The 25,823-nt window shown below is 55.2% G+C and carries 30 protein-coding genes and 1 pseudogene; 7 read left to right on the forward strand and 24 right to left on the reverse strand.

Annotated elements, in window-relative coordinates:
* Window positions 1-341 precede the first annotated feature (341 nt).
* The 3 genes from E1958_RS07705 (at window position 342) to E1958_RS07710 (ending at window position 2,000) form a co-directional block, all read left to right on the forward strand.
* A complete protein-coding gene (locus E1958_RS07705) occupies window positions 342-953 on the forward strand; it encodes a 2OG-Fe(II) oxygenase family protein (protein ID WP_133511373.1) in 612 nt (203 codons plus the stop codon).
* 428 nt (window positions 954-1,381) lie between these two features.
* The gene (locus tag E1958_RS21630; protein WP_279381401.1) at window positions 1,382-1,507 is read left to right on the forward strand and encodes a hypothetical protein; all 126 of its coding nucleotides are present in this window, start codon (window positions 1,382-1,384) and stop codon (window positions 1,505-1,507) included.
* A 79-nt stretch (window positions 1,508-1,586) separates the two neighbouring features.
* Window positions 1,587-2,000 (forward strand): DNA-binding transcriptional response regulator, encoded by a 414-nt coding sequence (locus E1958_RS07710; protein WP_133511374.1) that lies wholly within the window; start codon window positions 1,587-1,589, stop codon window positions 1,998-2,000.
* A gap of 13 nt (window positions 2,001-2,013) precedes the next feature.
* Here E1958_RS07710 and mepA read toward each other — a convergent pair whose 3' ends face one another.
* From mepA to E1958_RS07740, 6 genes are all read right to left on the reverse strand, one after another.
* Window positions 2,014-2,820 (reverse strand): penicillin-insensitive murein endopeptidase, encoded by an 807-nt coding sequence (mepA, locus tag E1958_RS07715; protein WP_243725247.1) that lies wholly within the window; start codon window positions 2,818-2,820, stop codon window positions 2,014-2,016.
* Between the two features lie 317 nt (window positions 2,821-3,137).
* Entirely contained in the window at window positions 3,138-4,877 is a 1,740-nt protein-coding gene (locus tag E1958_RS07720; RefSeq protein ID WP_133511375.1) for a PHA/PHB synthase family protein, read from the reverse strand.
* A 239-nt stretch (window positions 4,878-5,116) separates the two neighbouring features.
* On the reverse strand, window positions 5,117-5,725 hold the full coding sequence (locus E1958_RS07725; RefSeq protein ID WP_133511376.1) for a hypothetical protein: 609 nt from the start codon (window positions 5,723-5,725) through the stop codon (window positions 5,117-5,119).
* Between the two features lie 141 nt (window positions 5,726-5,866).
* The gene (locus E1958_RS07730; protein ID WP_243448441.1) at window positions 5,867-6,205 is read right to left on the reverse strand and encodes a septal ring lytic transglycosylase RlpA family protein; all 339 of its coding nucleotides are present in this window, start codon (window positions 6,203-6,205) and stop codon (window positions 5,867-5,869) included.
* 333 nt (window positions 6,206-6,538) lie between these two features.
* Window positions 6,539-7,165: a Crp/Fnr family transcriptional regulator gene (locus E1958_RS07735; protein WP_133511378.1), complete on the reverse strand. Its 627-nt coding sequence runs from the start codon at window positions 7,163-7,165 to the stop codon at window positions 6,539-6,541.
* Between the two features lie 474 nt (window positions 7,166-7,639).
* A complete protein-coding gene (locus E1958_RS07740) occupies window positions 7,640-9,415 on the reverse strand; it encodes an FAD-dependent oxidoreductase (protein ID WP_133511379.1) in 1,776 nt (591 codons plus the stop codon).
* Between the two features lie 216 nt (window positions 9,416-9,631).
* Between E1958_RS07740 and E1958_RS07745 the strand changes: the two genes are divergently transcribed.
* Window positions 9,632-10,822, forward strand: a complete 1,191-nt coding sequence (locus E1958_RS07745; RefSeq protein WP_133511380.1) for a DNA methyltransferase — start codon at window positions 9,632-9,634, stop codon at window positions 10,820-10,822.
* Here E1958_RS07745 and E1958_RS07750 read toward each other — a convergent pair.
* The 6 genes from E1958_RS07750 to E1958_RS07775 all read right to left on the reverse strand — a co-directional run bounded on the left by E1958_RS07750 (window position 10,785) and on the right by E1958_RS07775 (window position 14,875).
* Window positions 10,785-11,387 (reverse strand): hypothetical protein, encoded by a 603-nt coding sequence (locus E1958_RS07750; RefSeq protein ID WP_089725227.1) that lies wholly within the window; start codon window positions 11,385-11,387, stop codon window positions 10,785-10,787. The genes E1958_RS07745 and E1958_RS07750 overlap by 38 nt on opposite strands.
* 229 nt (window positions 11,388-11,616) lie before the next feature.
* Window positions 11,617-12,789 (reverse strand): NADH-quinone oxidoreductase subunit D, encoded by a 1,173-nt coding sequence (locus E1958_RS07755; protein ID WP_133511381.1) that lies wholly within the window; start codon window positions 12,787-12,789, stop codon window positions 11,617-11,619.
* Complete coding sequence (locus E1958_RS07760; RefSeq protein WP_133511382.1) at window positions 12,786-13,322, reverse strand: NADH-quinone oxidoreductase subunit C; 537 nt, start codon at window positions 13,320-13,322, stop codon at window positions 12,786-12,788. Before E1958_RS07760 ends, E1958_RS07755 begins: the two co-directional genes overlap by 4 nt.
* A gap of 8 nt (window positions 13,323-13,330) precedes the next feature.
* Window positions 13,331-13,963, reverse strand: coding sequence for an NADH-quinone oxidoreductase subunit NuoB (gene nuoB / locus E1958_RS07765; protein WP_207787789.1), 633 nt, complete (start codon window positions 13,961-13,963; stop codon window positions 13,331-13,333).
* Window positions 13,964-14,309: 346 nt separating this feature from the next.
* Window positions 14,310-14,675 (reverse strand): type II toxin-antitoxin system HicA family toxin, encoded by a 366-nt coding sequence (locus tag E1958_RS21220; protein WP_133511383.1) that lies wholly within the window; start codon window positions 14,673-14,675, stop codon window positions 14,310-14,312.
* Entirely contained in the window at window positions 14,672-14,875 is a 204-nt protein-coding gene (locus E1958_RS07775) for a type II toxin-antitoxin system HicB family antitoxin (RefSeq protein ID WP_133511461.1), read from the reverse strand. Before E1958_RS07775 ends, E1958_RS21220 begins: the two co-directional genes overlap by 4 nt.
* Here E1958_RS07775 and E1958_RS07780 point away from each other — a divergent pair.
* Window positions 14,874-15,089: pseudogene (locus E1958_RS07780) on the forward strand (BrnT family toxin); the annotation flags it as partial. The gene E1958_RS07775 and the pseudogene E1958_RS07780 overlap by 2 nt on opposite strands.
* A complete protein-coding gene (locus E1958_RS07785) occupies window positions 15,061-15,333 on the forward strand; it encodes a BrnA antitoxin family protein (protein ID WP_133511384.1) in 273 nt (90 codons plus the stop codon). The pseudogene E1958_RS07780 and the gene E1958_RS07785, both read left to right, overlap by 29 nt.
* 138 nt (window positions 15,334-15,471) lie before the next feature.
* On the opposite strand, the gene E1958_RS07790 is transcribed toward E1958_RS07785, so the two are convergent.
* The 3 genes from E1958_RS07790 to E1958_RS07800 all read right to left on the reverse strand — a co-directional run bounded on the left by E1958_RS07790 (window position 15,472) and on the right by E1958_RS07800 (window position 16,970).
* Complete coding sequence (locus E1958_RS07790; protein ID WP_133511463.1) at window positions 15,472-15,693, reverse strand: DUF2442 domain-containing protein; 222 nt, start codon at window positions 15,691-15,693, stop codon at window positions 15,472-15,474.
* A 143-nt stretch (window positions 15,694-15,836) separates the two neighbouring features.
* Window positions 15,837-16,571, reverse strand: coding sequence for an IS1 family transposase (locus E1958_RS07795; RefSeq protein ID WP_133511385.1), 735 nt, complete (start codon window positions 16,569-16,571; stop codon window positions 15,837-15,839).
* Window positions 16,572-16,694: 123 nt separating this feature from the next.
* A complete protein-coding gene (locus E1958_RS07800; protein WP_133511386.1) occupies window positions 16,695-16,970 on the reverse strand; it encodes an antitoxin in 276 nt (91 codons plus the stop codon).
* 336 nt (window positions 16,971-17,306) lie between these two features.
* Between E1958_RS07800 and E1958_RS07805 the strand changes: the two genes are divergently transcribed.
* Window positions 17,307-17,522 (forward strand): hypothetical protein, encoded by a 216-nt coding sequence (locus E1958_RS07805; protein WP_133511387.1) that lies wholly within the window; start codon window positions 17,307-17,309, stop codon window positions 17,520-17,522.
* Window positions 17,523-17,596: 74 nt separating this feature from the next.
* Here E1958_RS07805 and E1958_RS07810 read toward each other — a convergent pair whose 3' ends face one another.
* The 9 genes from E1958_RS07810 to E1958_RS07855 all read right to left on the reverse strand — a co-directional run bounded on the left by E1958_RS07810 (window position 17,597) and on the right by E1958_RS07855 (window position 25,793).
* A complete protein-coding gene (locus E1958_RS07810) occupies window positions 17,597-17,899 on the reverse strand; it encodes a hypothetical protein (protein WP_133511388.1) in 303 nt (100 codons plus the stop codon).
* Between the two features lie 854 nt (window positions 17,900-18,753).
* On the reverse strand, window positions 18,754-19,029 hold the full coding sequence (locus E1958_RS07820) for an antitoxin (protein ID WP_133511390.1): 276 nt from the start codon (window positions 19,027-19,029) through the stop codon (window positions 18,754-18,756).
* Window positions 19,026-19,391 (reverse strand): hypothetical protein, encoded by a 366-nt coding sequence (locus tag E1958_RS21225; RefSeq protein ID WP_243448542.1) that lies wholly within the window; start codon window positions 19,389-19,391, stop codon window positions 19,026-19,028. The genes E1958_RS07820 and E1958_RS21225 overlap by 4 nt, the downstream gene beginning before the upstream one ends.
* Before the next feature lie 297 nt (window positions 19,392-19,688).
* Complete coding sequence (locus E1958_RS21945; protein ID WP_133511391.1) at window positions 19,689-19,862, reverse strand: type II toxin-antitoxin system HicA family toxin; 174 nt, start codon at window positions 19,860-19,862, stop codon at window positions 19,689-19,691.
* Window positions 19,859-20,056, reverse strand: a complete 198-nt coding sequence (locus E1958_RS07835; RefSeq protein WP_133511392.1) for a type II toxin-antitoxin system HicB family antitoxin — start codon at window positions 20,054-20,056, stop codon at window positions 19,859-19,861. Before E1958_RS07835 ends, E1958_RS21945 begins: the two co-directional genes overlap by 4 nt.
* 3 nt (window positions 20,057-20,059) lie before the next feature.
* Entirely contained in the window at window positions 20,060-20,848 is a 789-nt protein-coding gene (locus E1958_RS21950; protein ID WP_424945071.1) for a DUF2442 domain-containing protein, read from the reverse strand.
* A gap of 202 nt (window positions 20,849-21,050) precedes the next feature.
* On the reverse strand, window positions 21,051-21,974 hold the full coding sequence (locus E1958_RS07845; protein WP_089725210.1) for a respiratory chain complex I subunit 1 family protein: 924 nt from the start codon (window positions 21,972-21,974) through the stop codon (window positions 21,051-21,053).
* 298 nt (window positions 21,975-22,272) lie between these two features.
* Window positions 22,273-25,404, reverse strand: coding sequence for a proton-conducting transporter transmembrane domain-containing protein (locus E1958_RS07850; RefSeq protein ID WP_133511393.1), 3,132 nt, complete (start codon window positions 25,402-25,404; stop codon window positions 22,273-22,275).
* Between the two features lie 5 nt (window positions 25,405-25,409).
* Entirely contained in the window at window positions 25,410-25,793 is a 384-nt protein-coding gene (locus E1958_RS07855; RefSeq protein ID WP_089725206.1) for a sodium:proton antiporter, read from the reverse strand.
* Window positions 25,794-25,823: the final 30 nt, after the last annotated feature.

Genomic DNA, 25,823 nt, shown 5'->3' on the forward strand with positions numbered 1-25,823 from the left:
CCCGCGAATCCACACGGATCGATTCGCGGTGACTCGCGGGATTCGTCGTTTTTTGAGGGCGCCCCAGTCCTGGGAGGCTAAAATGAAGACTGCGGATAAGCGCGGGGGCGGTGGGCAGTGGCTCAGTTTGAAAAATTTATGCTTGGCCGCTCACTTTCCGGCCCATTTAACGCCACGACGCAATGGCGCCAAGACGCAAAGTTTCTTTGTTCTTTCTTTGCGTCTTGGCGTCCTTGCGTCATTGCGTTTTTTCGCAATTTCCGTTTTTTCGCGAACTGAGCCACTATCGGGCGGTGCGTTACCTGGACAATAAATAGGCAAGTCAATAGGATATCCAAGCCATGAGTATGCCGATCGAATGCGGGATCAGGCCCCTTACGAATATCCGGGAAGTCAAGGCCGGTAGCTTTATCTTCGAGCGACCGCTGGCCTTGTCGCCCGCCTTCTGTGACGAAGTAATCGAGCGCTTCGAGGCCCATCCCGAGCACCAGCACGCGGGCCGCATCGGTCAGCTCCGGATCGAGGACTCAGGAGTGAAATCAACCACGGATCTGGTGGTGAGCAACAAGGAGAACTGGAAGGATGTGGACCAGATGTTCTTCCGTTCGCTGGCGGTGGCTATGAGGGAGTTTCGGGAGACCTTTCCCTACTTCAAGGGGCCGTTCAAGGATGTCGGCTACCAGATACAGCGTTACCGGGCCGGCGATTTTTACCATTGGCACATCGACGGGGGTAGTCACGAATTCAGTCAACGGCAACTGGTTGCGCTCTGGTACCTCAACGATGTTGCAGGACCGGGCGGCGAGACCCGGTTCCTGTATCAGGACGTCAGCATCCGGCCCCGACGCGGCAAGTTGGTTTTGTTCCCCCCTTTCTGGACCCACGAGCACCAGGCGGTGGGGCTGAAGGAGGGGGTCAAGTACATCGCCACCACCTGGGTGGTATTTGCCTGAAGCCTGTGCTTCCCTGGGGTACCGCTGAGGGCTACCGAATAAGGTAGTGGTTAATATTTAAATGATTTGTCGGCTGGCTCCCCAGGCTCCAGCGTGGGAGCAGACCTGGTCCCGACGGAGGAGGGATCTGACGCTCCAGCGTCGATTAAGCGCCTCGGTAGGCTAAGAAGCTGTCTAAAAACTAACCTATTGATTTTAAGCTGGTAGGCTGGGTCGAGGGACGAGACCCAACAAATCAGGCTGGCCCATAAAAGCTGGGTTTCGTTCCTCAACCCAGCCTACCGCCTACGCTGGCCTACGACCCTTTGTTTAGACAGCCTCTAACAGCCAACGCCTATTAGCACAGAGGAGCTGAGTCCGCTGGAGCGGACACGACGGCGTTCCCACGCTGGAGCGTGGGAACGAGCGCAAGAGGTAAGGCGCAGACTGTGCGTCGTCTGTTGAGCCGGCTTGGAGTCGCGGAGGTTTCCGAGTTGCTCGGTATCCCGGTGGAAGACGTGGAACGCATGGCAGCAGCGGGGGACGACGATGAGTTGGCACGAGACCGACATTGATGCGGGTTCCGGTGAACCGCACCTACCTTTGTCCTGACCTGTGCTCCTGATGCACAGCCTGTTGAGGGGATGATCCAAAATGGAGAGCGCATCGCCTTGCCTCTTGGCCATCATGGAGCTCGGGGGCTACCCGAATTTGGCCCCGCTTTACAAGCGGCTCGGCTTCCGGACCGAAATTGTCAATTCTCAACGCAAGGCCCAGTCCTTCCTCAAGCAGCGGCTCCCCGACGTCATCGTCGCCGAATACAATTTCCAGTCGGATTTCCGGGACCGCACCAGCAATCTGGAGACGCTGATGGCCCGCCTGCAGCGCCATCCCGGCGTCAAGGTCATCGTCTTCTTTCAGGACGAGTATCGGCACAAGCTGGACAATCTGCTGTCCCGCTTCCCGGTCTTTGCGGCGATTCCCTTTCCGGTGGAGCCAGCACAGGTAGAAGCCGCCTTGCGGCGAGCACTTGAGGGGCCGGACAAGCCGAGCCAAGGTGACCTTTGAGATCCCGGTCTGCTCAGGGTTTGGAAAGCAGCACCTTGCAGGCGGTTGGTATGGGCGGTCTGGTTTTTTTCTTCTTCTTCGGCTGCTTCGACGGTGTTCTCGCCTCCTCGCTGAACCACCAGGCGAGTGACTGATCGCAGCCGTCTCCGGCAGGGAAGGGGGGTTGTTGCTTGCAGCGGGGACTGCCTTTGGGGCACCTGAGCCTGACGTGAAAGTGGGCGTCGTGCCCCCACCAGGGCCGTAGCTTGCGCAGCCAGCTGCGGTCGCCCCGCTCGGATCGGCACAGGGCGCGTTTTATGGCCGGGTTGACGAAGATACGGTCCACCCGCGGGTGATCGGCGCTTGCCTTGAGCAGAAACCGCTGATACTCATCCCAGTCCCCGCTGAGATCGAATCCCCCGGGCGTGACCATGCTGCCGGGATGGCGTCCCTCCGGGTACCGATCGTTCGCACTCCGGGCCGAGCCGGCAAGGCGGAACCAGATATCCACGTCCATGCCGTTTTGATGGCTACGGTGCATGGACGACATAAGCCCCCCGCGTGGTTGCGAAAGGTCGCCCACCATCATCAGCTCATGGGTGCGCTTGTTCAGCGCCCGGCCCAGGTCCTGCACCAGGCGGACCGTATCCGGATGACCATAATAGCGATTGCGGTGACGTCGGATGCTGACGAAGCCGGTACCTGTGGCCGGCAACGGCCGTGCCCCTGTGAGGCAGCCGTTCGCGGGGCTCCCGATGGCGGCGGTAGGTCCCGGCGTTGTCGTAGCGACCTCTGCCCAGGGGGACGCCTGCGCCATGGATACGACGACTAGCCAGACCACCAGACCGACTCCAAGGCCGATTAGCCGAGCGGAATACCTGGCATTTATATTCTGGTTTTTTCGGTGGGGGTACGACACGCTGCGCCCTTCGCGATAAAGTGTTTTAAATCGACAGATGGTAGTGGTAAATTCATAAGTGTTAAAGTAGAGCGGTTCATCTTTTTGATCCCCTCTCCCCAACCCTCTCCCGGCGGGAGAGAGGGCATAGCGGCCAGTGCTGTTGGTCATGTTAAAACTTAGATATTAACCACTACCCGACAGATAACTCAAATATAGTGCCGGAGAGCGGCACCTCATTCAGCGAGTGCGTATAAAGCTTACTCCTGTAGCACATAGGTTCCAGGCGCATCGGCCAGGACCCTATATCCATGCTCGGAGCTGCCGATGGTCGGCGACGGTATCCGGTCAGAGGACCTCTGGCGCAACCAGGCCTCCCACGCCGGCCACCAGGACCCCTCTTGGCTGGGCACGGTTTCAAGCCAGGTATCCGGATCCACATAACGGTCGTCGGCCTTGCTGGTCGCAATGCGGTAGTCACGGGCTTTGGGACCGGGAGGGTTCACGATACCCACGTTATGGCCCCCACTGGTGAGAACGAACGTGAGCTCTTCGGTATCCGTCTGCAGACGCAACTTATAGACCGATCGCCAGGGGGCAACATGGTCCGCGGTGGCCGCGACGACAAAGATGGGAATCTGGATATCGCTGATGGCGATGGGACGATCCCCGACCCGATACCGCCCCTCCCACAGGTCGTTATTCAGAAACAATCTGCGTAGCAGCTGGGAATGTTGACGGTAAGGCATACGGGTACCATCGATGTTCCATGCCATCAGATCGAATATCGGTTGCCGTTTGCCGAGCAGGTATTCCCGTACCATCTTGGACCAGATGAGATCGTGGGAACGCAATAGCTGGAAGCTGCCCGCGACCTGCCGCGGATCCAGGTATCCCTGTTCCCACATGAGGTCCTCCAGATAAGAGACCTCGCTGGGATCGATAAAGACCGCAAGCTCTCCGGGATCGCTGAAGTCCGTCAAGGTCGTCAGCAGCGTTAGGCTGGCCAAACGGCGGTCTTGATCCCGACCCATGGCCGCGGCGGCAATGGTGAGGATAATACCCCCCAAGCAGTAACCGACGGCGTGTATCCTGGTGTTCGGAACGATGCCGTTGATTACCTTCAGGGCGTCCATGATCCCTAAGTTACGGTAGTCTTCCATATCGAGATTACGATCGTCCTGGCCCGGATTCACCCAGGAAATCATGAACACCGTATGACCATGGTCCACCAGGTACTTCACCATGGAATTTTCGGGCGACAGGTCCATGATGTAATACTTCATCATCCATGCGGACAACATCAACACCGGCTCCTCATACACCTTCTCGGTGGTCGGCGCGTATTGGATGAGCTCCATCAGGTGGTTGCGAAACACAACCTTGCCGGGGGTTACCGCCAGATTCTTTCCGACCTGGAACTCCTCGGCACCGACCGGTTTTCTCCCATTCAGTGCCCGTTCCTGATCCTCCACGAAATTCATCCAACCCTGCAAGAGGTTTTTCCCGCCTTCCTTTACGGTAGTCTCCAAGACCTCCGGATTAGTGAAGACGAAATTCGAAGGCGAAAACACGTCGAGCAGCTGGCGCGTTAAGAAACACATCGTCTGCTCGTGACGTCGCGAAACGCCACGGATGTCGGTCACGGTATTGTAGAAGAGCTGTTGGTTCAGAAGAAAAGATTGGTGGATCAAATTGAAAGGCCAACGTTGCCATGCCTCATTGCGAAATCGGCGGTCCTGAGGCAATGGCTCGATGATCGGAGGCGTCTTTGGATCGAACACCGACTGTGCCGCGTAAATAGCGAGCTTGGAGGTCTTGCGCCGTACCTTCTCGAGCAGCTCCGCCTGCTTACCGGGTGAAATCATCAGGTGCGCAAACCAGTCCAGATAGGTAACCATCAGCGAGACGGGCGAAAGGCCGAAGGTGGCCTTGCCCAGCTGGGCGTGGAGCAAGCGATCCACTGCATGAGTACCGGCAACAGCGGGAGATTGCTTCATGAGCGGGCTTCTCGGTGGTAGGAAAACAGGCGGTTCACTCGGAAATATTCGGAAGTGAAAAAATTATCCATATGATGCGTCTCAGTATCCCTTTCAGCATATCCTATTTCAAGGTAAGTTCGCGGGTCGTGTTGAAAGCAGCGAGGTACCGGTGCCTACCGGGAGGGACGCAACCCGCAGCAAGCGGTGCGCCGGGTCCACGAGCGGTTGAACACCGGCGACCCGAATGCCGACAGCCCCTAAGATGTATCACCCAGCAAATGTGCGACTTCAGCGGCTTTGGCTCCCCGCTCCGGCCGCTCGTTGACCGCATCCAGCGGCGGATTGCGCTGGACCCGGACCGGTAGTACCACCAGCTCGAAGGCCGTATCTCCGGCAACGAAGGCGAACACCGGATGGGTGCAACGTAGGCCGCCCCCGTAGCGAAAGACCTTCTCGCTCTCTTGCCAGGGGATGCCCCGATCGAGCAGCCTGAACACCACATCTTCCGGATTGTCCGTGAATAGGTGCAGGCGCACGCCTTGAGTAGGGTCCCCGCTTCCGGCAAGCACGGGGCCCACGAGCCTGGGCGCAAAGTCGGCAAAGGCATCCATGGCCGCCAGGGCCTGCCGGCGCAGGCTTGTGAGCTCGCTCTCCCGTCTCGTGCCTTGAAACAGGCGCTGTTGTTGCAACAATGCCTCTTGGATCTCCCCGTTCCTGGGCCACAACCGCCGGTCGCCGATACCGGCCCGCTCGGCCGCTTTACGCCGCGCACGGTCAAACCCCCGTATCCCTTGATTGACCATGATACGAGCGGCCTCATAGGCCAACCTTTGGCGATGTGCGTGCGATCGCTTGCGCCCACTCATCCGATGCCCCGGAAGACGTTCGTCATCACCGCGTGACGCCGTAGGATACCACCTGCAAAACCACCTACGTCGGCACCTGGCCGGTTTCATCGATGCTAGGTTAGAGGTGGAGCGCTTCGAGTTGCTTAGAGCTATCGAATCTCAACGCCGCTTGCGCGGGAGGCTGAGCACTTCGACCTTCACCTTCGCCAAGCCGTGCTTGATGATGCCCAGGTCCTGCGCGGCCTTACGCGATAGATCGATGATGCGTCCCTTTACGAAGGGTCCCCGGTCGTTGATCCTGACGACGATACTCCGGCCGTCGCTCAGCTTGGTGACCCGGACCTTGGCACTCAGGGGCAGGGATTTGTGGGCCGCGGAGCGAGTCCATTGGTTGAAGATTTCGCCGCTTGCGGTCATCCGACCATGGAATCTGCTGCCATAGTAGGATGCAATACCTCGTTGGGTGTAGCCGGATTTGACGGCCGCGGAGGCCCACATCGGGACGGAAATCAAAATCGAAAGTACGGCCAGAAGTACGGTGGTTGTGGGGATAAGGCGTCGGTTCAACATGACGGTACTGCCCTCTAAAGTTTGAGTCAGGATTTGATCCCCTCTCCCGGAGGGAGAGGGGGTGCTAGCTTGTGGCGTGCCCAACCCACTGCTAGTGGCGATGTTTCCATTTAAACCTTAACCACTACCCCATAAAGAACCAAAATCTGCGTAATCTGCGGATTGATACGCTTTGCGCCTTAGCGGTTCGAACGCTTCCGCGGTCTCATTGAAGCGGATGAGTCGTTGGTGGGCACAGCCCACTACGGGGATTGAGAATGCTCAATACCGCCCCTGCTGATGATGGATGTAGTTGCTCATCTCCACGAACTGCATGTTCATCCGCTGGGTGATCTTATGCACCTCACGGGCAATCGCACGCATCAGCTTATAGACGGTTTGGGGATGTTCTTCCAACAGGCCCTCGAGGTCGTTCCGATTGATCTGGAGGATTTCCGAGGTATCGTCGGCCTGCAGGGTGGCACTGTGTTCCGAGTCGTCGAGAAAGCCCATTTCACCGGCCATCTCTCCCTCCCGGATACAGGCCAGGGTGACCTGGCTCCCGCCGCCGGTACTCCGGTTCACCCGCAGGCGTCCCTCGATCAGGACATAGAGGGAGTCGTCCTTTTTCCCCTGCTCGATCAGGATATCGCCCTTTTGTAACCGCATTACGGTGACGATTTCCGCCAGCCGATTACATTCCGCATCCGAGAGGTCGTTCAGGAAGGGTATCCGGCAGAAATGCTCCATGTGCTTCTTGGTCTGCCGTATCCTTTCCCTGCCCATCGCATCGAACCGGGTCCCGGGCTCGGATGTCGTTGCCGTCGGTTCCAGCGGCACTTCGCCTTTAAGCTCCTTTTCCAGATCCGCCATGGCCTTGGCCTTGATGTCTTCAAGCTGACTGCTCATCGATTTCTCCGCATTGTCTCCACTACCGCAACCTAGTACATAGTTTCAGCCTGTTTTGCCGGTACAACGCCGACAAGTGCACTAGGTTTCGCCATCTTACTGATCCCTGAAAGGGCGTGTTGACGTTTAAAAGGAGTAAACCCTGCCCTCCGGGCTTGTCTCTTAATGGTACAGGATTCACAGGATTTCCAGGATTAACAGGAGTTATAATTGATTATTCAGGAAAACAATCCACTGCTGGCTCCCACGCTCCAGCGTGGGAGCAAACTTGTCCCGACGGAGGAGGGATCTTGGCGCTCCAGCGTCGACAAGCGACCAGGTAGCTGGCCCATGTCGGCCCAGAGGGGCATGGTCCGCTGGAGCGGACAAGACGAGGTTCCCACGCTGGAGCGTGGGAACGAGCGCGGGAATCTTGTCCGATTAACGGTTGGCACTACGATGATGTCAACAGCCCCTAGTACCTGATAATCCGATTCAGCCGGATAGGAACCGATCGATTCCCATCGCGGCCTGATGACCATCCGCGATGGCGCTGATGGCATCCGCTGTATTGTTGGCGATATCGCCGCCGACGAAGAGCTTGGGGATACCGGTCTGGCGGTGCTGGTTGCAGACCACTTTACCCCGCTTGATTTCGATCCGGTCGGCGTAGTCCTGGGACAGGAATTCATAATCCCCCCCCTGGCCGATGGCCGAGATAATGGAGTCGTAGGTCTCGGTATGCATGCGGTCTTCCATCAGCACCGGCCGGGGGCGGCCGCCTTTCTCATCGGGTACCATCTCGGCCTCTCCCCACTGGATGGTGACCTGGTTCGGGGTGGGCGCATCCGTTACCTGTACCGGGATGGCCTGGGTCACAAAGCGTATCTGCTCTGTCTGGGCCTCGTGGATCTCTTCGGGATCGGCGGGCATGTCCTCGATCCGGCGGCGATAGAGTAGGGTGACCTCGGCGCCGAGCCGGCACGAGACCCGTGCTGCGTCCATGGCCACGTTGCCGCCGCCGATCACAGCGACCTGGGTCCCGACGCCCGGATCCCGGTCGTGAGTGACATCCTCCAGTACCTGGAGACCGGACAGGACCCGCGGGTGGTTTTCCCCTTCCACCCCTAATCCGTAGGGCTCGGTCAGGCCGGTGGAGAAGAAGACGGCATCATATGCTTCCATCAGCTCGGAGAATTCTGCCTCACGGCCAATCCGAGTATTGTAATGGATGGTTACACCCAGGGAGAGGATATAGTCGATGTCCTTGTCGAGCTGATCGTAGGGCAGGCGATAGCTAGGTACCCCATAGCGCAGCATGCCGCCGGCCTGTGGGTGGGCCTCGTACAGGGTGACTGCATAGCCCAGCTTGACGAGGTAGTAGGCAGCGCTCAATCCGCCGGGGCCAGTGCCGATGATGGCGACCTTGCGACCGTTCGTCGGGGTTTCGTCCCGGAGGATGCCGGCGTATTCCGCCTCGGGTATCTGGTCGCAGATGTACCGCTTGAGCCAGCGGATCGCCACCGGATCGCCCATATGTCCCACCGAACACACGTCTTCGCAGCGGTGGGTGCAGATACGCCCGCAGGTGGCGGGCATGGGGTTGGTGCGGTAGAGCAGGCGCAGGCCGGTCTCGAAGTCGCCGTCGCGTACCGCCTTGATGTACTCGGGGATATCCATGTGCGCCGGGCAGGTGGCGACGCAGATGCCGCAGTCTACGCAACGGTCGGCCTCCTTGCGTGCCTGCTCCGCGGAATAGCCCTTCACGACCTCGATGAAGGATTGCCGGCTCTGTTCCGGGTCGAGCATCTCCATGTCCGAGCGTTCAAGCCGCAACAGGTGATACTCCGGGTCCCTGCGGTAGCCGAGTTCCTGGTGGTCCCAGGGGTTGTCACCCGTCCCTGGGATGAACCGATACACATCGGGGTCACTGCTGACCCAGATGTATTCGTTGGTCATGCGCAGCGAGCCGGTGGTACAGATATCGACGCACAGGGCGCACCAGCAGCAGCGGCCATTGTCGACCATGGGCCGCAGGCCGCTGTCTCCGGGCTTGGGTCTTATGCCCGGTACCGGCACCATATCGATGGCCTCGTTCTGGCAAATGGTCTCGCAGGTACCGCAGCCGATGCATAGATCCAGGTCGTTGGTGTGGAACCCCCGGTAGTTGGCCGCACCGGGGCGTTCCTCGATCGGTTTTGCCGTGGTATAGGGCTTTTCGAACGCCCGCTTCCAGACATAGAAAGGGGCCATGAGGTCTTTGAGCGGCATAAGGATTAATCTCTCGTATTCGGTTGGTACCCGAAAACCGCGGTCTTCGGATACCGCTTTCAACCAGTATGAATGCTCTCAACGACCGATAACGTTTGCATTAACCGGCTGCCGAAGGAGCGCCAGCGACCGAGGCAGAGCCCGAGTTAAGCGCCTTGTTCGGCTAATTTTGTACTTGCCGTTGACAAATGACGTCTGGACGTCCAGCATACGCTCATGGTACAACAATCTACAAGAAATTCCCCCGGGCATGTTCGAGATGCCATTGTTCAGATTCTTTCTCTGACGTCTAAGCCTTTGACTGTTAAAGAAATTGAGGGCAGGATAGCTCAGATTGTCGGACCAACTCCATCGTCCTCTGTCAGATCCTACTTGAGGCTTAACACGCCTGAGATCTTTGTTCGAGAGGAGCGAGGCGTTTATCGTCTCCGAACCCATTGCACGGAAACCACGCAAGGAGTTCAACGCGCTATCACCTCTGTTCAGCAATGGCAATACCCTTTTTTTTCCGGGAAAGCTACTCTTGTACACGCTGACTGTTTTGACTGGTTGGATCAGCAGGAGCAACACAGCATTCATGCCGTGGTAACGGACCCCCCGTACGGCCTTCACGAATACACCCCTGAACAGCAAAGTAAGTTGCGCGCTGGAAAAGGTGGCGTTTGGCGAATTCCGCCGTCTTTTGATGGCAACACACGTTCCCCTCTGCCTCGGTTCACCACCTTGACACAAGGACAGCTCGAGCAACTTAGATCATTTTTCTTTGTATGGGCCAAATTGTTGCTCCCTAAATTAGTTCCCGGCGCTCATGTAATAGTAGCATCCAACCCCCTTGTATCTTATATAGTATCATCGGCATTAGCAGATGCCGGTTTGGAACGACGGGGAGAAATAGTTCGCCTCACTATGACGATGAGGGGAGGCGACCGTCCAAAAGCTGCACATGAAGAATTTAGTGAAATAAGCGTTATGCCTCGTTCTATGTGGGAACCGTGGATCGTATGTAGAAAACCACTTGATGGTCGAGTTCAGGATAATCTCAGAAAATGGAAAACAGGCGGATTTCGCCGCCCCATAAAAGATAAGCCATTTGGAGATGTGATTGCTTCTGCGCCCACCAGAAAGAGCGAAAAGTCTCTTGCTCCTCATCCAAATTTGAAACCTCAAGCATTTATGCGACAAATCGTTCATGCGTCTTTACCCCTTGGTGAAGGCGTCGTTCTCGACCCATTTGTTGGCGCTGGCTCAACCCTAGCTGCCGCTGAGGCGGTTGGCTATAAAAGCATCGGGATAGAAAAAGACATTGATTTCTTCAAACTAGCTTGCACATCCATTCCGAAACTTACGGCGTTCAAGACTAACGGTAACTCTAAAGCCTGTATATCCAGCTATCCCGAAGCTTCTTGATGCCATCCTTGTGTAACGTAGCTGTTCTCGTTCCGAGCTCACCTCTTGGGTTTTTTCGGAAATCATCGATAGTAACTTTTCCGAGATACACCTCGGTGAATGTCATTGGCGATCTATTAATAGCGGGCTCCGAGTCCGTATCAATTTTGTAAACGAAAACACACATCCATTGTTCCCGTGCTCCATGTGTATCGACAGCACCCCCTGCTTTTCTCGTCGTCTTTATTTCAACGCCTTCTTCTCCGGCCTTGACGGAATTGTCAGCATAAACGCCTTGCACTATTAGATCGGGATGCCCATTGAAATAGCCGTTTTCTGTTAATACACGGGAATGCTTGGCAAGACTTGCCGTCAGCATATCAGAAAGCAATCCTGACATAATTGCAGGACGCAGCATATCATCTAAGCGCTGCAACCCTTTCGCAGTGAGATGAGAGTTCACATCATAGAAGAAATCGTATACATCCTGCATCGCCATTTGAAAATCCTGCATGCGCAGTTCATATGGCGGCTTTGCATTTTTATTGAATTTTGATGTTTCTACCGCGTTTCGAGTAAGCGCCATATTCAGTTCTTTTCGTTAGTCTGATTTTAGAACTCATCAACCCCCACTTTTTTGCCGAACATCGAGTTCGCAGGATCATCAGAGGAGGTTTATCCGCAAATCAACGCAAATAGATCAAAAACCACCGATAATGGCGGGCCAATTTCAACCATTTGCGTTCATTTGCGGCAAAAAATAATTCTCATGTTATCGGTACTTCGGTACCTGTCAGGTACCGGTGTACAAGCTGCTACCGCTCGATCTCGGGTGGATAGGTGTGCAGTGAAACCATCAGCCCTGCGATGTCGGCGATATCGGTGCCGATCGCCATCTTCTCCATCACCGGAAAGGCGTGGGTATAGCTGGGGCCGCGGATGCAGATCCGGCGCGGGTAGAGCGAACCGTCGGAGACGATGTAGTAGCCCTTTTCGCCGCGGGTACACTCGGCCTTGACATAGGTCTCACCGGGCGGGATCTTCCAATGCAGGACATTCGGCAGGGGTTCGTGGAAGGGGCCGTCCCGCGGCATGCGTTCCAGGATCTGGCGGATCAGGTCGATGCACTGGTGCATCTCCCGGTATCTCACCAGCGTCCGTTCATAGACATCCGAAGCGGTGCCCGTGATTATCTCGAAATCCAGTCGGTCGTAGACGAGATAGGGGTAATCCTTGCGCACATCCCGCTTGATCCCGCAGGCCCGCTGATTGGGACCCGTGATGCCGTAGCGGTCGATCATCTCCCGGTCGATGATGCCTAAGCCGACGGTCCTGGCCTTGAACACGCTGTTATGAAGCAGGATCAGCTTGATTTCTTTGAGGAGCTTCTCGACCCGCTTCAAAACGGCCTCCAGCCGTTCCTCGAAGCCATCGGGGAGTCCGGACCGCACCCCTCCGGGGAGCATGTACATATGGTAGATGCGCCCGCCGGTCATCTCCTCGAACAGATCCAGCAGATAGTCCCGGTGGGTCACTGTCCATTGGCCGATGGTGCCGTTGCCGAACGCCCCCGCCTGGCCGCCCAGCCAGGCGAGAAAGCTGGCCAGGCGCATCATCTCCAGGTTCAGGGTGCGGATCCACTGGGCCCGTTCCGGCGGCTCGATCCCCGCCAGCTCCTCCAGCCCCGCGGCATACAGATATTCGTTGAACGCCGGCTCGGGCACCGCGATCCGGCACACCACCGGAAAGTTCTGGATCCAGGTCCGGCGTTCCATGAGCTTCTCGAAGCCCCGGTGCAGATAGCCCACATGGGTCTTACACTCCACCACCTCGTCGCCGCATAGGGTGAGCTCCAGGGACATGTTGCCGGTGATGCCGGGGTGCTGGGGGCCATGCCAGAGCTTGACGTATTTCTCGGAGTCCAGGTCGACAACGGGTTTGCCGTCCACCAGCTCCGGGTACCTGGAACGGTCGGGCGCGGACATCATTTCTCCCCCTCGTCCGGGTAGAGCTGGGCTTGCATATGGGCGCGCGGATCGGTCTTTTCCCGGCCTACGCGCGGGAAGAAGGTCTTCTCGGCGTAGGCTCGGGTATCGAACTCCCGGCGCATGGGTGGAATCTCGTCCCAGCCCTCCAGGAGAAAGTCCTCATCGACGCCCGGGCTGCCGGGGAAATCGATCCCGAACATCTCCTTGAGCTCCCGTTGATAGAGCGCGGCCTGCTCCCAGAGCGGATGGATCGAGGTCATCACCGGCTCCGCTCGGGACAGATCCACATACACCCCCAGGGTGTCCTTGGTCGCATAGTTATGCAGCATATAGATAAGCCGGAAGATGCCATCTTCGATGTAATCCACCGCGGTAAAAAACACCAGATGGGAGAATCCCTCGTGATCCCGCAGATGGCGGATCAACATCTCCGCATAGTCCTTCGGGATATGCAGGAAGGCGAGATCGGTCCGCCGTTGCTTGAAATCGGTCACGGCGAACAGGGCCTCGAGGCGTTCAAAGAGCTGCTTCATAACGGCGATTACCAATTGTAATCCGGCATGTTCCAATCCTTGATGATCTTCTTCTGGTTCGCCTTGTACCAATCGAAATTCTCCGCATACTTGTTGGCGCCTTCGCACTTACCGGCCTTGATCAGCTCCTTGAGCTTGACAAAGCCGGCCAACAGGGCCTCGGGCCGCGGCATACAGCCGGAGATATAGAGATCCACCGGGATATAGTAATCGATGCGGTTGATGGTGTTATAGCTGTCCCAGTACATACCCCCGTTCACGGTGCAGCTCCCCAGGGCCACCACGAACTTCGGGTTCTGCATCTGCTCGTAGCTGACGACGATGCGCTTGAGGGTCTTCACCGAGGCATAGCCCCCGATGATAAACACACAAGACTGGCGCGGGGTAGGGGAGGTCATGACCCCGAAGCGATAGGCATCATAACGGGCCGTCATCAGGGGCCGCAGCTCGACCGCCCCGCAGCCGGTCCCGAACGCCTGCACCGACAGCGAATTGGCCCGCGCCCAATTGCGGATCTTCTCCATCGCCTCGAACTGGGGCGCCACCGGAACCGGCCGCGTCTTGCAGTAGTACTCGGTGTCCGGATAGGTCAAGCCGTTGTTAGGCAATTCTTGGTCATTCATGGAATCTTTGTTCTTCATACTTAACCAACCTGGATATCCAAAGGACGGATGATGAATTTCAATCTTTACTCCGTATTCCCGAGAGCTCGTAGCCTGCGTAGGCCGTATTTTTTCTCACACAAAGCCACGAAGCCACGAAGCCACGAAGCCACGAAGCCACGAAGCCACGAAGCCACGAAGCCACGAAGCCACGAAGACACGAAGACACGAAGAATGACGCGATATTTCCATCGAGCACCCGCTAGACACCCGCTTTCGTCTCAGGTCTGGCCCGCCGTAGGATGTGGTGAGTAACACGAACCGCATCGATACGGTTCGCTACGCTCACCACATTCTACGCGAATTGTCCGAGTACATTCCCTTGTTAGGCATACATGAGTCTACCTTTTGGTTCGGGAATCGCTCGTCCAATATCTTTCGCTGTATCTATCCATTCTTGAATGATTACCTGTGCATTAGAGACTGCTTCTTGATATGTCTTACCATCTGCCATGCATCCCGGAAGCTCCGGTACTTCCGCCACAAAGGAATTATCTTCCTTACTCCAGTATGTGATTATTAGGTGCCGTTGTAATCCAACCTTCAACGGGTTATTACCGTGAACCGGAACAGAAACACGAACCTTATTACCTGGTTTGGCAAAAATATAATGACTTCCAGTTACTCGTTTTAGTTCCCAGTTATTGTCTTCAAGAAGCCGGCAAAATCTCTTCCCGCTGACAACTTTCAAACGGCTATCTCCATTATAGTATCCTTATCCGATAAACTGATATCCTGGAAATCTACCGACAGACACCCCTCAACAGCATCATAAATATTGAGCAACAACTCATCGAAGGAGTCACCTTGAGTTACGCATCCAGGTATGGATGGCACTTCGGCCCAATAGCCGCCTTCCTGCGCGTCATGTATTACCACTTTCAGTTTCATATTCTTCAACGAACCCTTACTCTTGCTACCGGACCCGAAGCATAGTCAACGAGAACCACGTTACCATGCCCTTGGCACGACCGGTGCGGGTAGATTGCTTCACATCACCTTTACCTTGCGTGCCTCTGGAACTCTGATCCGCGTGATTTCGGCCCGTGACATGCACCGCAAGGAGAAAACCCATTATGAGCAAGCCCAAACTAGTACCACTTGAATTCGACACTGAAGCCGAAGAGCGGTCCTTCTGGGAGATCCATGATTCCAGTGATTATGTAGACTGGAAGCAGGCCACGCCGGTTTCATTCCCCAATCTGAAGCCCTCGACCAAAACCATTTCATTGCGTCTCCCGGAAACACTACTGGAACGTATAAAGATCGAGGCCAATAAGCAGGACATGCCCTACCAATCCCTGATTAAGGCCTGGCTCTTCGAAGATGTTGTAAGACACCGGACTTGATTTCATCTGGCTCCCATACGTTTTGAATCCGCAGATTTCGCAGATTAACGCAGATTAACGCAGATTGCACAGTCGAAGAATACAGGTATCTGCGAAAATCTGCGTAATCTGCGGATAAAAGATGCGGATTTTCAATTCTCAGTTGGACCTCCGATTCAGCCACTTTCTAAAAGAGGCCTGGCTTTCACCGGATGATTTACCGGCCAACAGACCTTCTACGCTGATATCCTCATCGATGTCTTCCCAGTGAATTCCCTGCCCATTTCCAATCAATCTCCGGTTTATCCTTTCTTCCGCCGTGGCATGAACAAGACGAGGAAACCATTCGACCGGAACGGAGATTGTTCTGCCATCCGTCAGATCGACACCCTAGGGTATCGTCAGTAACTGAAACATTTTCGGCACTCGGTGCATCAATTTGAACTGCCAAAACCGATTCGTTGGGGTTCGCAAGCTCACCCCAATCTACGGGGGTGGTGGCTAATTGTTAAATGATGGCATAGTCAACTGGCTGGCAAGAGATCCGTATTATAGCGGTGCAGGAAGAGCTTTAAACAGAGCTCATGCATAATGATGCATTTGGAGAAAGAGAGCGTTTTACGCACGAAGCGTGCTAAATGCTGCCGTAAGGTATTATTCCAGCGCTCAACATGAGCCGTCTCCCCTGTTTCTTTGCCGACAGGGTGATGCTGCTCATCCGGAATAACGGCTTGATACGCTTCCCAATAGTCGGTGAAAACCAGGGCTTTTTTATAAGCAGATGGTATGCGATCCCAGAGGATTCGGCAGGTGTCTTTACTACGGTCACCACAAGCATAAGCAATGACTTCTCGGGTCTCTCTGCTCAATGCGATCCAGACCCATACTTTGTTGCCCTTGATGAAGACAAAGGACCAAAGCTCATCCAGTTCCAACACTGGCGTCTGCGCTGGATCAACGGGTGCCAGCGTTGTTTCAAGGGGCGGAAGTTGCTCCGCTTTTTCTTTTAACCAAGCACGCAATGTTTGGCGACAGATCCCATGACTCCTTTCGATCCCACGCATGCTTGATCGTTCTTGATAAGCTTTTATAATGAGGTCTTTCGCTTCCTCTGTATAACACACTTGGGGTTCAAGCACACCATAGGCCCCACAGGTTTTACAATGATATTGCTGATTACCGCACGCATTCCTACCATTTTTGACCAGTTCTTTACTGTGACATTTGTGGCAGGTATGTACTTTCGTTTCAACAATCATAACTGAAAACTCCTTGGTTAAATTTACAAATCGATCACTATACTATATCATTTAATAATTAGCCACTACCTCTACGGGTTGTAGGAAACGGCCAGCCTTTCCGGCGTCGGCTGAAACGCCGTGTTAGCTACCCTTTTCATGTAACTGGCCTTCAACATACTTGTGAAGGATGCTTGCAATTAACACTTGGTAAGGAATCCCTTCAGCAAGGGCTTTGCTCTGTAGACCACGAAGATCCTTCGAGGCGAGCCGAATATTGATCCGGGTATTCTCCGTGAACATAGCTTCCGCGTATTCCCGATGCCGTTTCCGGATATCCGCCGCATCCTTAGAACGTTTTACATTCCCCGACTCGAACGCCTCCAGAATTTCGCGTTCTTCTCGATCCAGCTTGTTCATCTATTGCCGTCTCGGGTCGAGTTATGCCGCATTTCACTTAAAATATGCAGTGCGTAGGTTAGGGTGAGGTACGAACCCCAACATTCTCGTCCCGGTAACCGATTCGTTGGGGTTCACAAGCCCACCCTAACCTATGGACTTCTTTCTCCTTCTTCTTTCGCCTGGACAATCCCGTAGTAGAATTTCTCGTCAGGCGCTATTTCGGCACAGTATCCAAGGGGATCAACAAACAAATCGCTGACTGACAACACACCCTTTTGGACGATGATGCCACGGGCCATATGCGAGCACTTAATCGGACGGAGATAAATAGTCAATCCGTGAGTAGTCATCGGGATGAGCGAGAGGACCGGCAACGAGAACCACAGATCCCCGTCTATCGTAACGATGGACTGCAGGTTCCGTTTCCACTCCACGCCGGAGAAACCGACATGGTGCCGGCAGCCCTACCGCAAGAACCGTACCATCGTGCTCGATCAGGCACGCCGCATCCCGCTCAATGAGTCTGAGCGCAGTTCCATCGATCATAAGGCTATCCATTTCCGCGTGTAACGAGCTGGCGGAAATAAGAGCAAGCGCGATAATACTTACAGAAAAACGCAAGACCTCCTGTAACGAATTAGGTGTCAGACAGACAAGTATTTTATCGACCATATCAAAACCGCTGACGCTGCAAGAATCAGGGATACTATTTTTCCTGCAACTTTATTATCCTTGATGAAAAGTATCAGTTCGATCAGGCCGATAATAATTAAAATCAATAATGAAAATACCTTCCTGTTGCCAGAAGGATCATCTGCCATGATCGAAGGATCCATTTCTTGCATCCAACTATATCTATTAGGCGGCAAAATAAATAAAACAAGCAATCCACAGACAGAAAATAAACGCGCAATAATCTTCATTGCCGCACTCATTTCTTCAATCACTTTTCATCGAATGAGCCTAGCAAATCGGTACCAAAATCTCACAATAAAATCCCCATATCTCGTATTCCTTTTTATTTGGTCGAGGGATAATTCCATACCTCGGTTATATCTCGCTCCGACTATCCGTACATTGTCCATTTTCAGATATGGCGGGTTTTCCTGCAATCCGTCATGGTCAATTATCTTTCGTAAATGAAGAGCTACAACTTCAATATTAAAAACATCCTTTTGTAGACAAGTTGCCAAATTGCGTAGTTGTGTTGACGACATATTATTGGGATCGAGACCCATGGTACGCGCAGCAGTACGAATTTGTATGCTAACAGGTCCGAAGGATGTTTTAGCAGGAGGATCTGTGACTGTAAGATTCCTGTCGATCCAGTTGGGACCACTCCAGTCGAACACTCTCACTTCAAATGCGACTCGATCAATAAAAGTGGGATCACCAGCCACCTCGATCCAGCATACGCCCGCAAGCAACTCGGGCGGAAATCTATGCCGTGCGGCCAACAATTTAATCCGAGTTTTATTATGCCTAACCCAGGCATCTTTGAACTTTTGAATGTAAGAAATACCTCCACCAAATCGTTTAGGTATAAGTTTCCATGTAAACAAGTCTATGAGACTCCATGTCGGAGAATTATTTGTCCGATCACAAGTATAAGAGGACATGTGCCCACCCGATATTACGAATCCCAACATTTAGGTTCGGGATAATTTAGCGCGTAGGCTGGGGTGAGGTACGAACCCCAACATTCTCGTCCCGGTAACAATTCGTCGGGGTTCGCAAGTTCACCCCAATCTACGGGTTGTAGGAAACGACCAGCCTTTCCGGCGTCGGCTGAAACGCCGTGTTAGCTACCCTTTTCATGTAACTGGCCTTCAACATACTTGTGAAGGATGCTTGCAATTAACACTTGGTAAGGAATCCCTTCAGCAAGGGCTTTGCTCTGTAGACCACGAAGATCCTTCGAGGCGAGCCGGATATTGATCCGGGCATCCTCCGTGAACATAGCTTCCGCGTATTCCCGATGCCGTCTCCGGATATCTGCCGCATCCTTGGAACCTTTTACATTCCCCGACTCGAACGCCTCCAGAATTTCGCGTTCTTCTCGATCCAGCTTGTTCATCTATTGCCGCCTCGGTAGGTCTTGGTAGCTTTCCGACTTGGAATAATTGTTTTCAGGAAGACTTCATCTTCCGACTCGACAAACGGGACGAGATATACATATTCCTTGATGGCAACCGCGTGAATTTGCTGACCGGAATAACGTTCCTGATTAGGATGATCGATTGTGTCGAGGATATCGCCGGACATGATGTGGAACACTACATCTTCGAAAGACACCCCCTTTGAGCTTTCAGAAGCGCGTTCTTCTCCAGACTCCACGAGATCGGCTTCATGAGCCGAGTTATGCCGCATTTCATTTAAAATCATGCGGATCATGCGGATCATGCGGATCATGCGGATCATGCGACGTTTGATCTGCATAGCGATTGGTTCGTATTCGATGTGCCGCTAAGAATCCGCTTTTTCAATTTCCCGAATTTACCCATATGGCATCCCAATATCTGGCTCCCACGCTCCAGCGTGGGAGTGGTGAACTCTGACGCTCCAGTGTCATGAAACCTTGTCCCGAGCAGAGTGAGGGATCTCGGCCGCTGGAGCGGCCTAACTGCATTCCCACGCTGGAGCGTGGGAACGAGCCAAACGAACCCCAACATTCACGTCCCGACAACCGATTCGTTGGGATTCGCAAGCTCACCCCAACCTACAGGCTTGATACGGTTAACTCAATTCTTTAATGATATATTTGGCAAGATACTCCTTGATTTCACGATGTCGTGGTATTGGTTGCGAAACTTTTGTTTCCGGATTCTGATACCAATCATGCTTTCCACCATGGCGTATGAAAACACATCCCATTTTCTCCAGTCTTGAAATCAACTCCCGTCTTTTCATGCCACGACCAACGCTGCATGATGTCTCACAGCCGGAATATGGCCCTCGGTAAGGTCCTTATAAATATCGATTAAATTCTCTTTCAATTCATCCATGGTTTCTCCTTGCGTCACATAATCAGGATATTCATCGAGATATCCCAGCCACATTTCTTCATCTTGCCAATATGTATAATCCAAAGATGTGTTACTCATCAATCATCTCCGGTTTAGCCACCTCTTAAAAGAAGTCTGACTTTCACCAGACGATTTACCGGCCAACAGACCTTCTACGCTGATATCTTCATCGATGCCTTCCCAGTGAATTCCCTGACCATTTCCAGTCAATTTCCACTTCATCCTTTCCTCCGCCGTGGCATGAACAAGACGAGGGAACCATTCGACCGGAACGGAAATTGTTCTGCCATCCGTCAGGTCGACACTCAAGATGTCATCAGTAACTGAAACGGTTTCGACAGTTGGTGCATCAATCCTTCTCTTTTTTAATTTCTTTTCAAAGGACGCGAGGCTTTTCTTTCTCCTTTTGCTATATACAGCCACAGGTAATATAAGAAGAAGACTTAGAAAAAACCATGCCCAAAATGGAAGGTCATCCGCGCCGGATAATTTAACACCAAGAGCTGCGGCAACGAGAACTATAGCCGATGCCAATGGAGCAGCCCAGTAACTGTGCCAGTCTCTCCAGTCTTCGACTACCTCTTCCCACAGCTGCTCCTCATCCGGTGCAGCAGGACTGGTTTTAATGAATCTGCCTGCCCTCTTGACTGAAAAGTCCTCACCTAGGATATATAAATCTAAGACGAAGGAAATCAAGGGAACAAGATATAACAGAGGTGTCGCCCCAAGCTTGCCGTGGATAGATATAGTACCTACACCTAATAAAGCTACTACGAATGCAAGCTTAGCTTTTACAAATGTTTCCCTTCGTTTCTGACTATCGGCAATTTCACTGCGTAGATGTTGTAGAAAATCTGCATTTGTTCTCACAATTATTCCTATTACCGATAGTGGAAAGTGCGTAGGTTGGGGTGAGGTACGAACCCCAACCTACGGGCTTTTGCTTCAATTTAATTATCAATAATTAATTCTACTTTGTCACATTCCGGGGTAATCCACCGATTTATAAGGGGTCTGTGAAAACAACGAGATCCAGTAAAGTCGGCAAGTTAGTGAATGTGACAAAGTAGAATCATGCACCATACCAATAATCCGCCAACACCACCGCAGCAATTCCGATCAATGTCGGCCAGCGCAGGAAGAAGCGGATCGACTGATCGATACGGTATCTCGGAAATGCGGCCCCGACGAAGATGGGCACCATGTAGATGGCCCAGGTCTTGATCATGAGCTCGATCAGGTTGGTTGCGCCGCCGAAGAAGAGGTCCATGAACAAGACCAGCTTGGCGGCGGCGAAGACGGCCCGATTGAGCTGCATCAGGCTGATGAAATCGCTCTGGAATTCGGTCCTGGGTCCGATGGGGATCTCCTGGGGGGAGCCGACCACGTCGAAGGGCGAATAGCCAGTGGAGCCGAGGAGCGACAGCATGGCCGCGGTGACCGCCAGCGGGTTGGTAAACAGGGTCCAGTTGGCGACGCCGCCCTGCTGGGCCTCTACCATGTCGTAGACGGAGAGGGTGTCGTATTGGATCGCCAGGGCGATGACCGCCAGGGCGAAGGGCACCTCGAAGGCGGCGAATTGGGCCAGCCCGCGGCCGATGCCGATGGCGCTGTAGGGGTGTCCGCCTTCGCTGGCGCCGAGGGCCATCCCCAGGGCGCCGAACAGGATGAAATAGATGACGAGGATGATGTCGCCGGCGAAATGGAAGTTGCCGAAGACCTCGCTGCCGTACAGCATGGGGATGAAGAGCAGGGTGCCGATACCACCGACGAGGCGAAATACTGGCCCCAGGTAGAACATGATGCCATGGCTGACGGCGGTGCGTTTGGCCGCATTCTTGGCGATGTCGATGAACCCCTGCCAGACCGGGATGCCGATCCGTCCCTGGACCCGGGCCAGGGTGCGGGCGATGATCCCGCTGAGCAGGATGCCGTAGACGGCGGCTACCGTAACGGAGACGACGGCGTAGCCGCCCTTGACCAACCATTCGGACATATTGCTAGCCCTCAGATCTTACCGGCCTGCACATCTCTAGTACAGCAGTGCCGAAGTGCCGATAACATCGGTTCGATTCTTTCATGGGGAATTTTTTTTGCCGCAAATAAACGCGAATGAACGCAAATCAGTCGCAATCGGTTCGCCATTACCGACGGTTCTTCACCTCATTGCATTGATTTGCGTCCATTTGCGTTCATTTGCGGCTAATTTTTCCGTGAAGCGCTCGCCCGCTCAATGTTATCGATAGTTGAAAGCATCTGTACTAGGAAATTGCCGTCCTGGTGAGATGTGAGGGCTATCCCCCTCCCATCAGAAAGGCCAGGGCGACCAGATAGAGGACGATGAACTGGGCATAGGTCTGGGCATGACCCGTGTAGACACTGCGTAGAGCGGCCGCCAGGGAATGGGTCCACTCGGCCAGGGCGTTCCAGAAACGGGTAGCCCGTGGTCGCACCAGCCAGCCCAGGCTCTTTTCGATGTAGGGATAGAAGTTGTAGGCGAAGTGCGTAGTCTCGGGCCGCTCGGGGTGCTCCGCCGCATAGACGATATTGAACTGCTTGACCCGCTGGACTCGGGTCCGCGAGAGCAGCATCCAGATCAAGGGTATCAGGAACACGGCCCCGACGATCATCATGATCAGGAAGCCGTTCCAATGACCGGTGGCGGTGGTGACCTGGTTGCCGGCCCAGTCCAAATTGGTCGCGTAATGAGGCTCGACCGCGCTCGAAATGGGCTGCACCAGATATTGCGGGAACAGGGAAAAGACCAGAATCGCCCCGGCCAATACTAGCTGCGGCAGCAGCAGCCACCAGGGGGCCTCTTTAACATCCTTATGCTTCAGCTTGGGCTGGCCGAGAAAGACCGAGTGCAGCAGCCGGAACATGTACAGACAGGCCAGGGCGCTGGAGAAGAAGGCCAGGCCCGCCTGCAGGTACCAATGCTTTTCGATCAGGCCGTTGTACAGCAGCCACTTACCGCCGAAGCCGGTCAGGGGGGGTACGCCGGACATGGCGATGATGGCGATCAGGGCACAAAAGAAGGTAATCGGCATGCGGCCGATCATCCCGCCCATGCGATACATGGCGCGGGTGCCGGTGCGGTAGATTACGCCCGCGACGGCAAGAAACAGCAGGCCCTTGTAGAGGAAGTGATTGGCGGAGAGATAGATGGCCGTCACCCAGCCCAAGTGGCTCATCATGGCAACACCGGCGACGATATAGCCCACCTGCCCCATGCTCGAATAGGCCAAGAGGCGCTTGGCGTCCTCCTGGAGCACGGCCATCAGGGCGCCGAACAGTGCCGTGAGCAGGCCCAGCCAGCACACCAGATAGGCGATGTCCAGGCCGCCCAGCGCTTGGTCACCCAACTGGATTGCGGCCACCAGGAACCCGAAGATCCCCGCCTTGCTGACGATCGAGGAGATGATAGCCGTGAAATCGTCTTCCGCCTCCGTATAGGCGCCGGGTAGCCAGACGTGGAAGCCGAGGCCGCCGGTCTTGATGACAAAGCCCAAGGCCAGCAGGGCGAAGATAGCAGGTCCGAGTGCGCCCGCCTGTTGCAGGCCCGCGAGCAGCGCCGAGCCGGAGGCGCCGTAGCCCAAGGCGAGGCCGGCCAGGATCAGATAGGCCGACCCCAGGGAGAAGAGCACGTAGCGGAAGGCCGGCCGGGCGGATTCTCTTCCCAAGGTGATGAGTAGGTAGGAGCTCAGGGTCATGAGCTCCCAGGCATAGAAGAATCCCAGGCTGGTTTGGGTCCGGAGCAAGAGCCCCAAGGCCATCAGCATGGCCGTGACCAGGGGATAGAAGCCGGGCCGCGCGCCTCCGCGGTAGAGGGTGGCAAAGACCAGCAGCAGACCACCGGGCAGAAAGATCAGCCCGAACAACCAGGCGAGCCCGGAGAGCTGAGGCAGTGTCCAAAAGGTGAAGGCGCCCAGGATCGCCAAGGCCAGCAGCCCTACGAGCCGGCCGATCAGGCGGTTGGGCAGACGATCGAGCAGGAACAGCAGACCGCCCGCGACGACCGGCAGGAAGGTGACCAGGGCCGGCTCTCCTATCCAGTCCGTCCAGTACCAACCGCTGGCGTACAGCAGGAGTGCAAAGCCAGCCGGCGGGGTCAGACCGGCCCAACTAAAGGAAGCCCGCGCGCGCTGCCGGGCATCGAGCGTGGCGCCGAGCCAGCGCAGCAGATAGACCGCCTCCAGCAGCGAGCCGAGCAGAATGACCGCCATCCAGCCGTACATGCCGTCGGCGGCGAGCTGCATGACCAGCTCCCATTTGGCCCAGAAGCCCGGGAAGGGCGGCAGACCCACCAGGGCGAAGATCAGGGTGCCGAACAGGAACAGCAGCCAAGGCCGCCCGGCCAATGCCGTCCATTCCCACCACTTCTCCTTACCCAGGATTCCCGCCAGCCAGAAGAGCCCCGCCTTGGCCAGAAAATGATTGATGAACAGGCCACCGACCACCAGGGGCACCAGTTCTTCGCGACCGCTCTGGAGTAGATAGGCGATGGCGGCCACCAAGAGGCCCAATTGAGCGATGGAGGAATAGCCCAGCAGGCGCTGCGCGTTGCGCTGCTTGAGCCCGATCAGGTTCGAGCACAGAAAGGTCACCAGCCCGACGGAGACGATCACGGACAGCTGATCGACCGGCAGCAGGGGCAGCAACTTGTATAGGGCCGCCAAGGCGCCGGTGGCGACCCCCGCCGAGAGGAGGGCGCCGATGCCGCCGGGCGCCGCCTCATAGACATCCAGGCCCCAGCCGTTGGCCGGGAATGGCTTGAGCTCGATGATGACCGCCGCGATCAGGAAGACCAGGGCCGAGATCCCCAGGGGATTATCCAGCAGCGACCGGGCGGCGATCATACCGTCGATATTCAGGGTGCCGGCCAAGTGATAGACCAGGATGGTCCCGATCAGAAAGAAGGAAGACGCCAAGCCACCCGCCATGACGTACTTGAAGCCGGCGGTCAGGGTCTTGCGGTCCCGTTCCAGCCCGATCAGCGCATAGGTCGCGATGGCGGTGATCTCGATGAACACGAACAGGTTGAACAGATCCCGGGTCATGACCATACCGTTGATGCCCATGATAATCATCAGGAACAGGATCAGGGCCTGCACATGCTCCCGGAGCCGCTGTAACAGATACCAACCGCCGAGGACGCCCACCAGATTGACCGCCAGGGAGAGAAAGGCCTCGTGCAGACCGAACCGCAGATTGATGGAGAACGGCGGCTTAAGGCCTGCGGTCAGGATCTCGACGCTGGGTGCGCCGCCCGCCAGGGCGATGAATCCCAGACCGGAGATGACCGTGATGCCCGCCAGCGTAGCCAGAAATACAAAGGCCCCCAGGTCGCGGTGCAGCCGGTGGAAGAGCGCGAGCAGAAAGGCACTGCCCAGGGACAGGATATAGATATAGAGGGGATCGACCATGGGGTTCAGCCCTTCAGCTCGCTGCAGTCGTCGATGGACAGGGAGCGGTTCTTCTTATAGATCTGGATGGCGTAGGAGAGCATCAGCGCGGTAATCCCCAGCCCGATCACGATCGCCGTCAGCACCAGGGCGGAAGGAATCGGATCCACCAGGGTCGAAGCGGCCTGAGAACGGTCGACGGCGGCATCGATGATGGGGGCCGTGCGACCGTTCAGATAACCGATGGCGACCATCACCATATGGATCCCCGTATCGGTGAGGGAAAAGCCGATGATGATCTGAATGATATTCCTCCGGGTCATCATGCCCCAGAGGCCGATCAATACCACCATAAAGCCGGAGGCCAGCACGATGGTGGGGAGGGATATGCCGTCGGGGGTTAGGGACATGCCGTTACCTATATACCTGCAAAAGGGTAC

The sequence above is a fragment of the Candidatus Thiosymbion oneisti genome, assembly GCF_004359955.1.
Classification (GTDB): domain Bacteria; phylum Pseudomonadota; class Gammaproteobacteria; order Chromatiales; family Chromatiaceae; genus Thiosymbion; species Thiosymbion oneisti.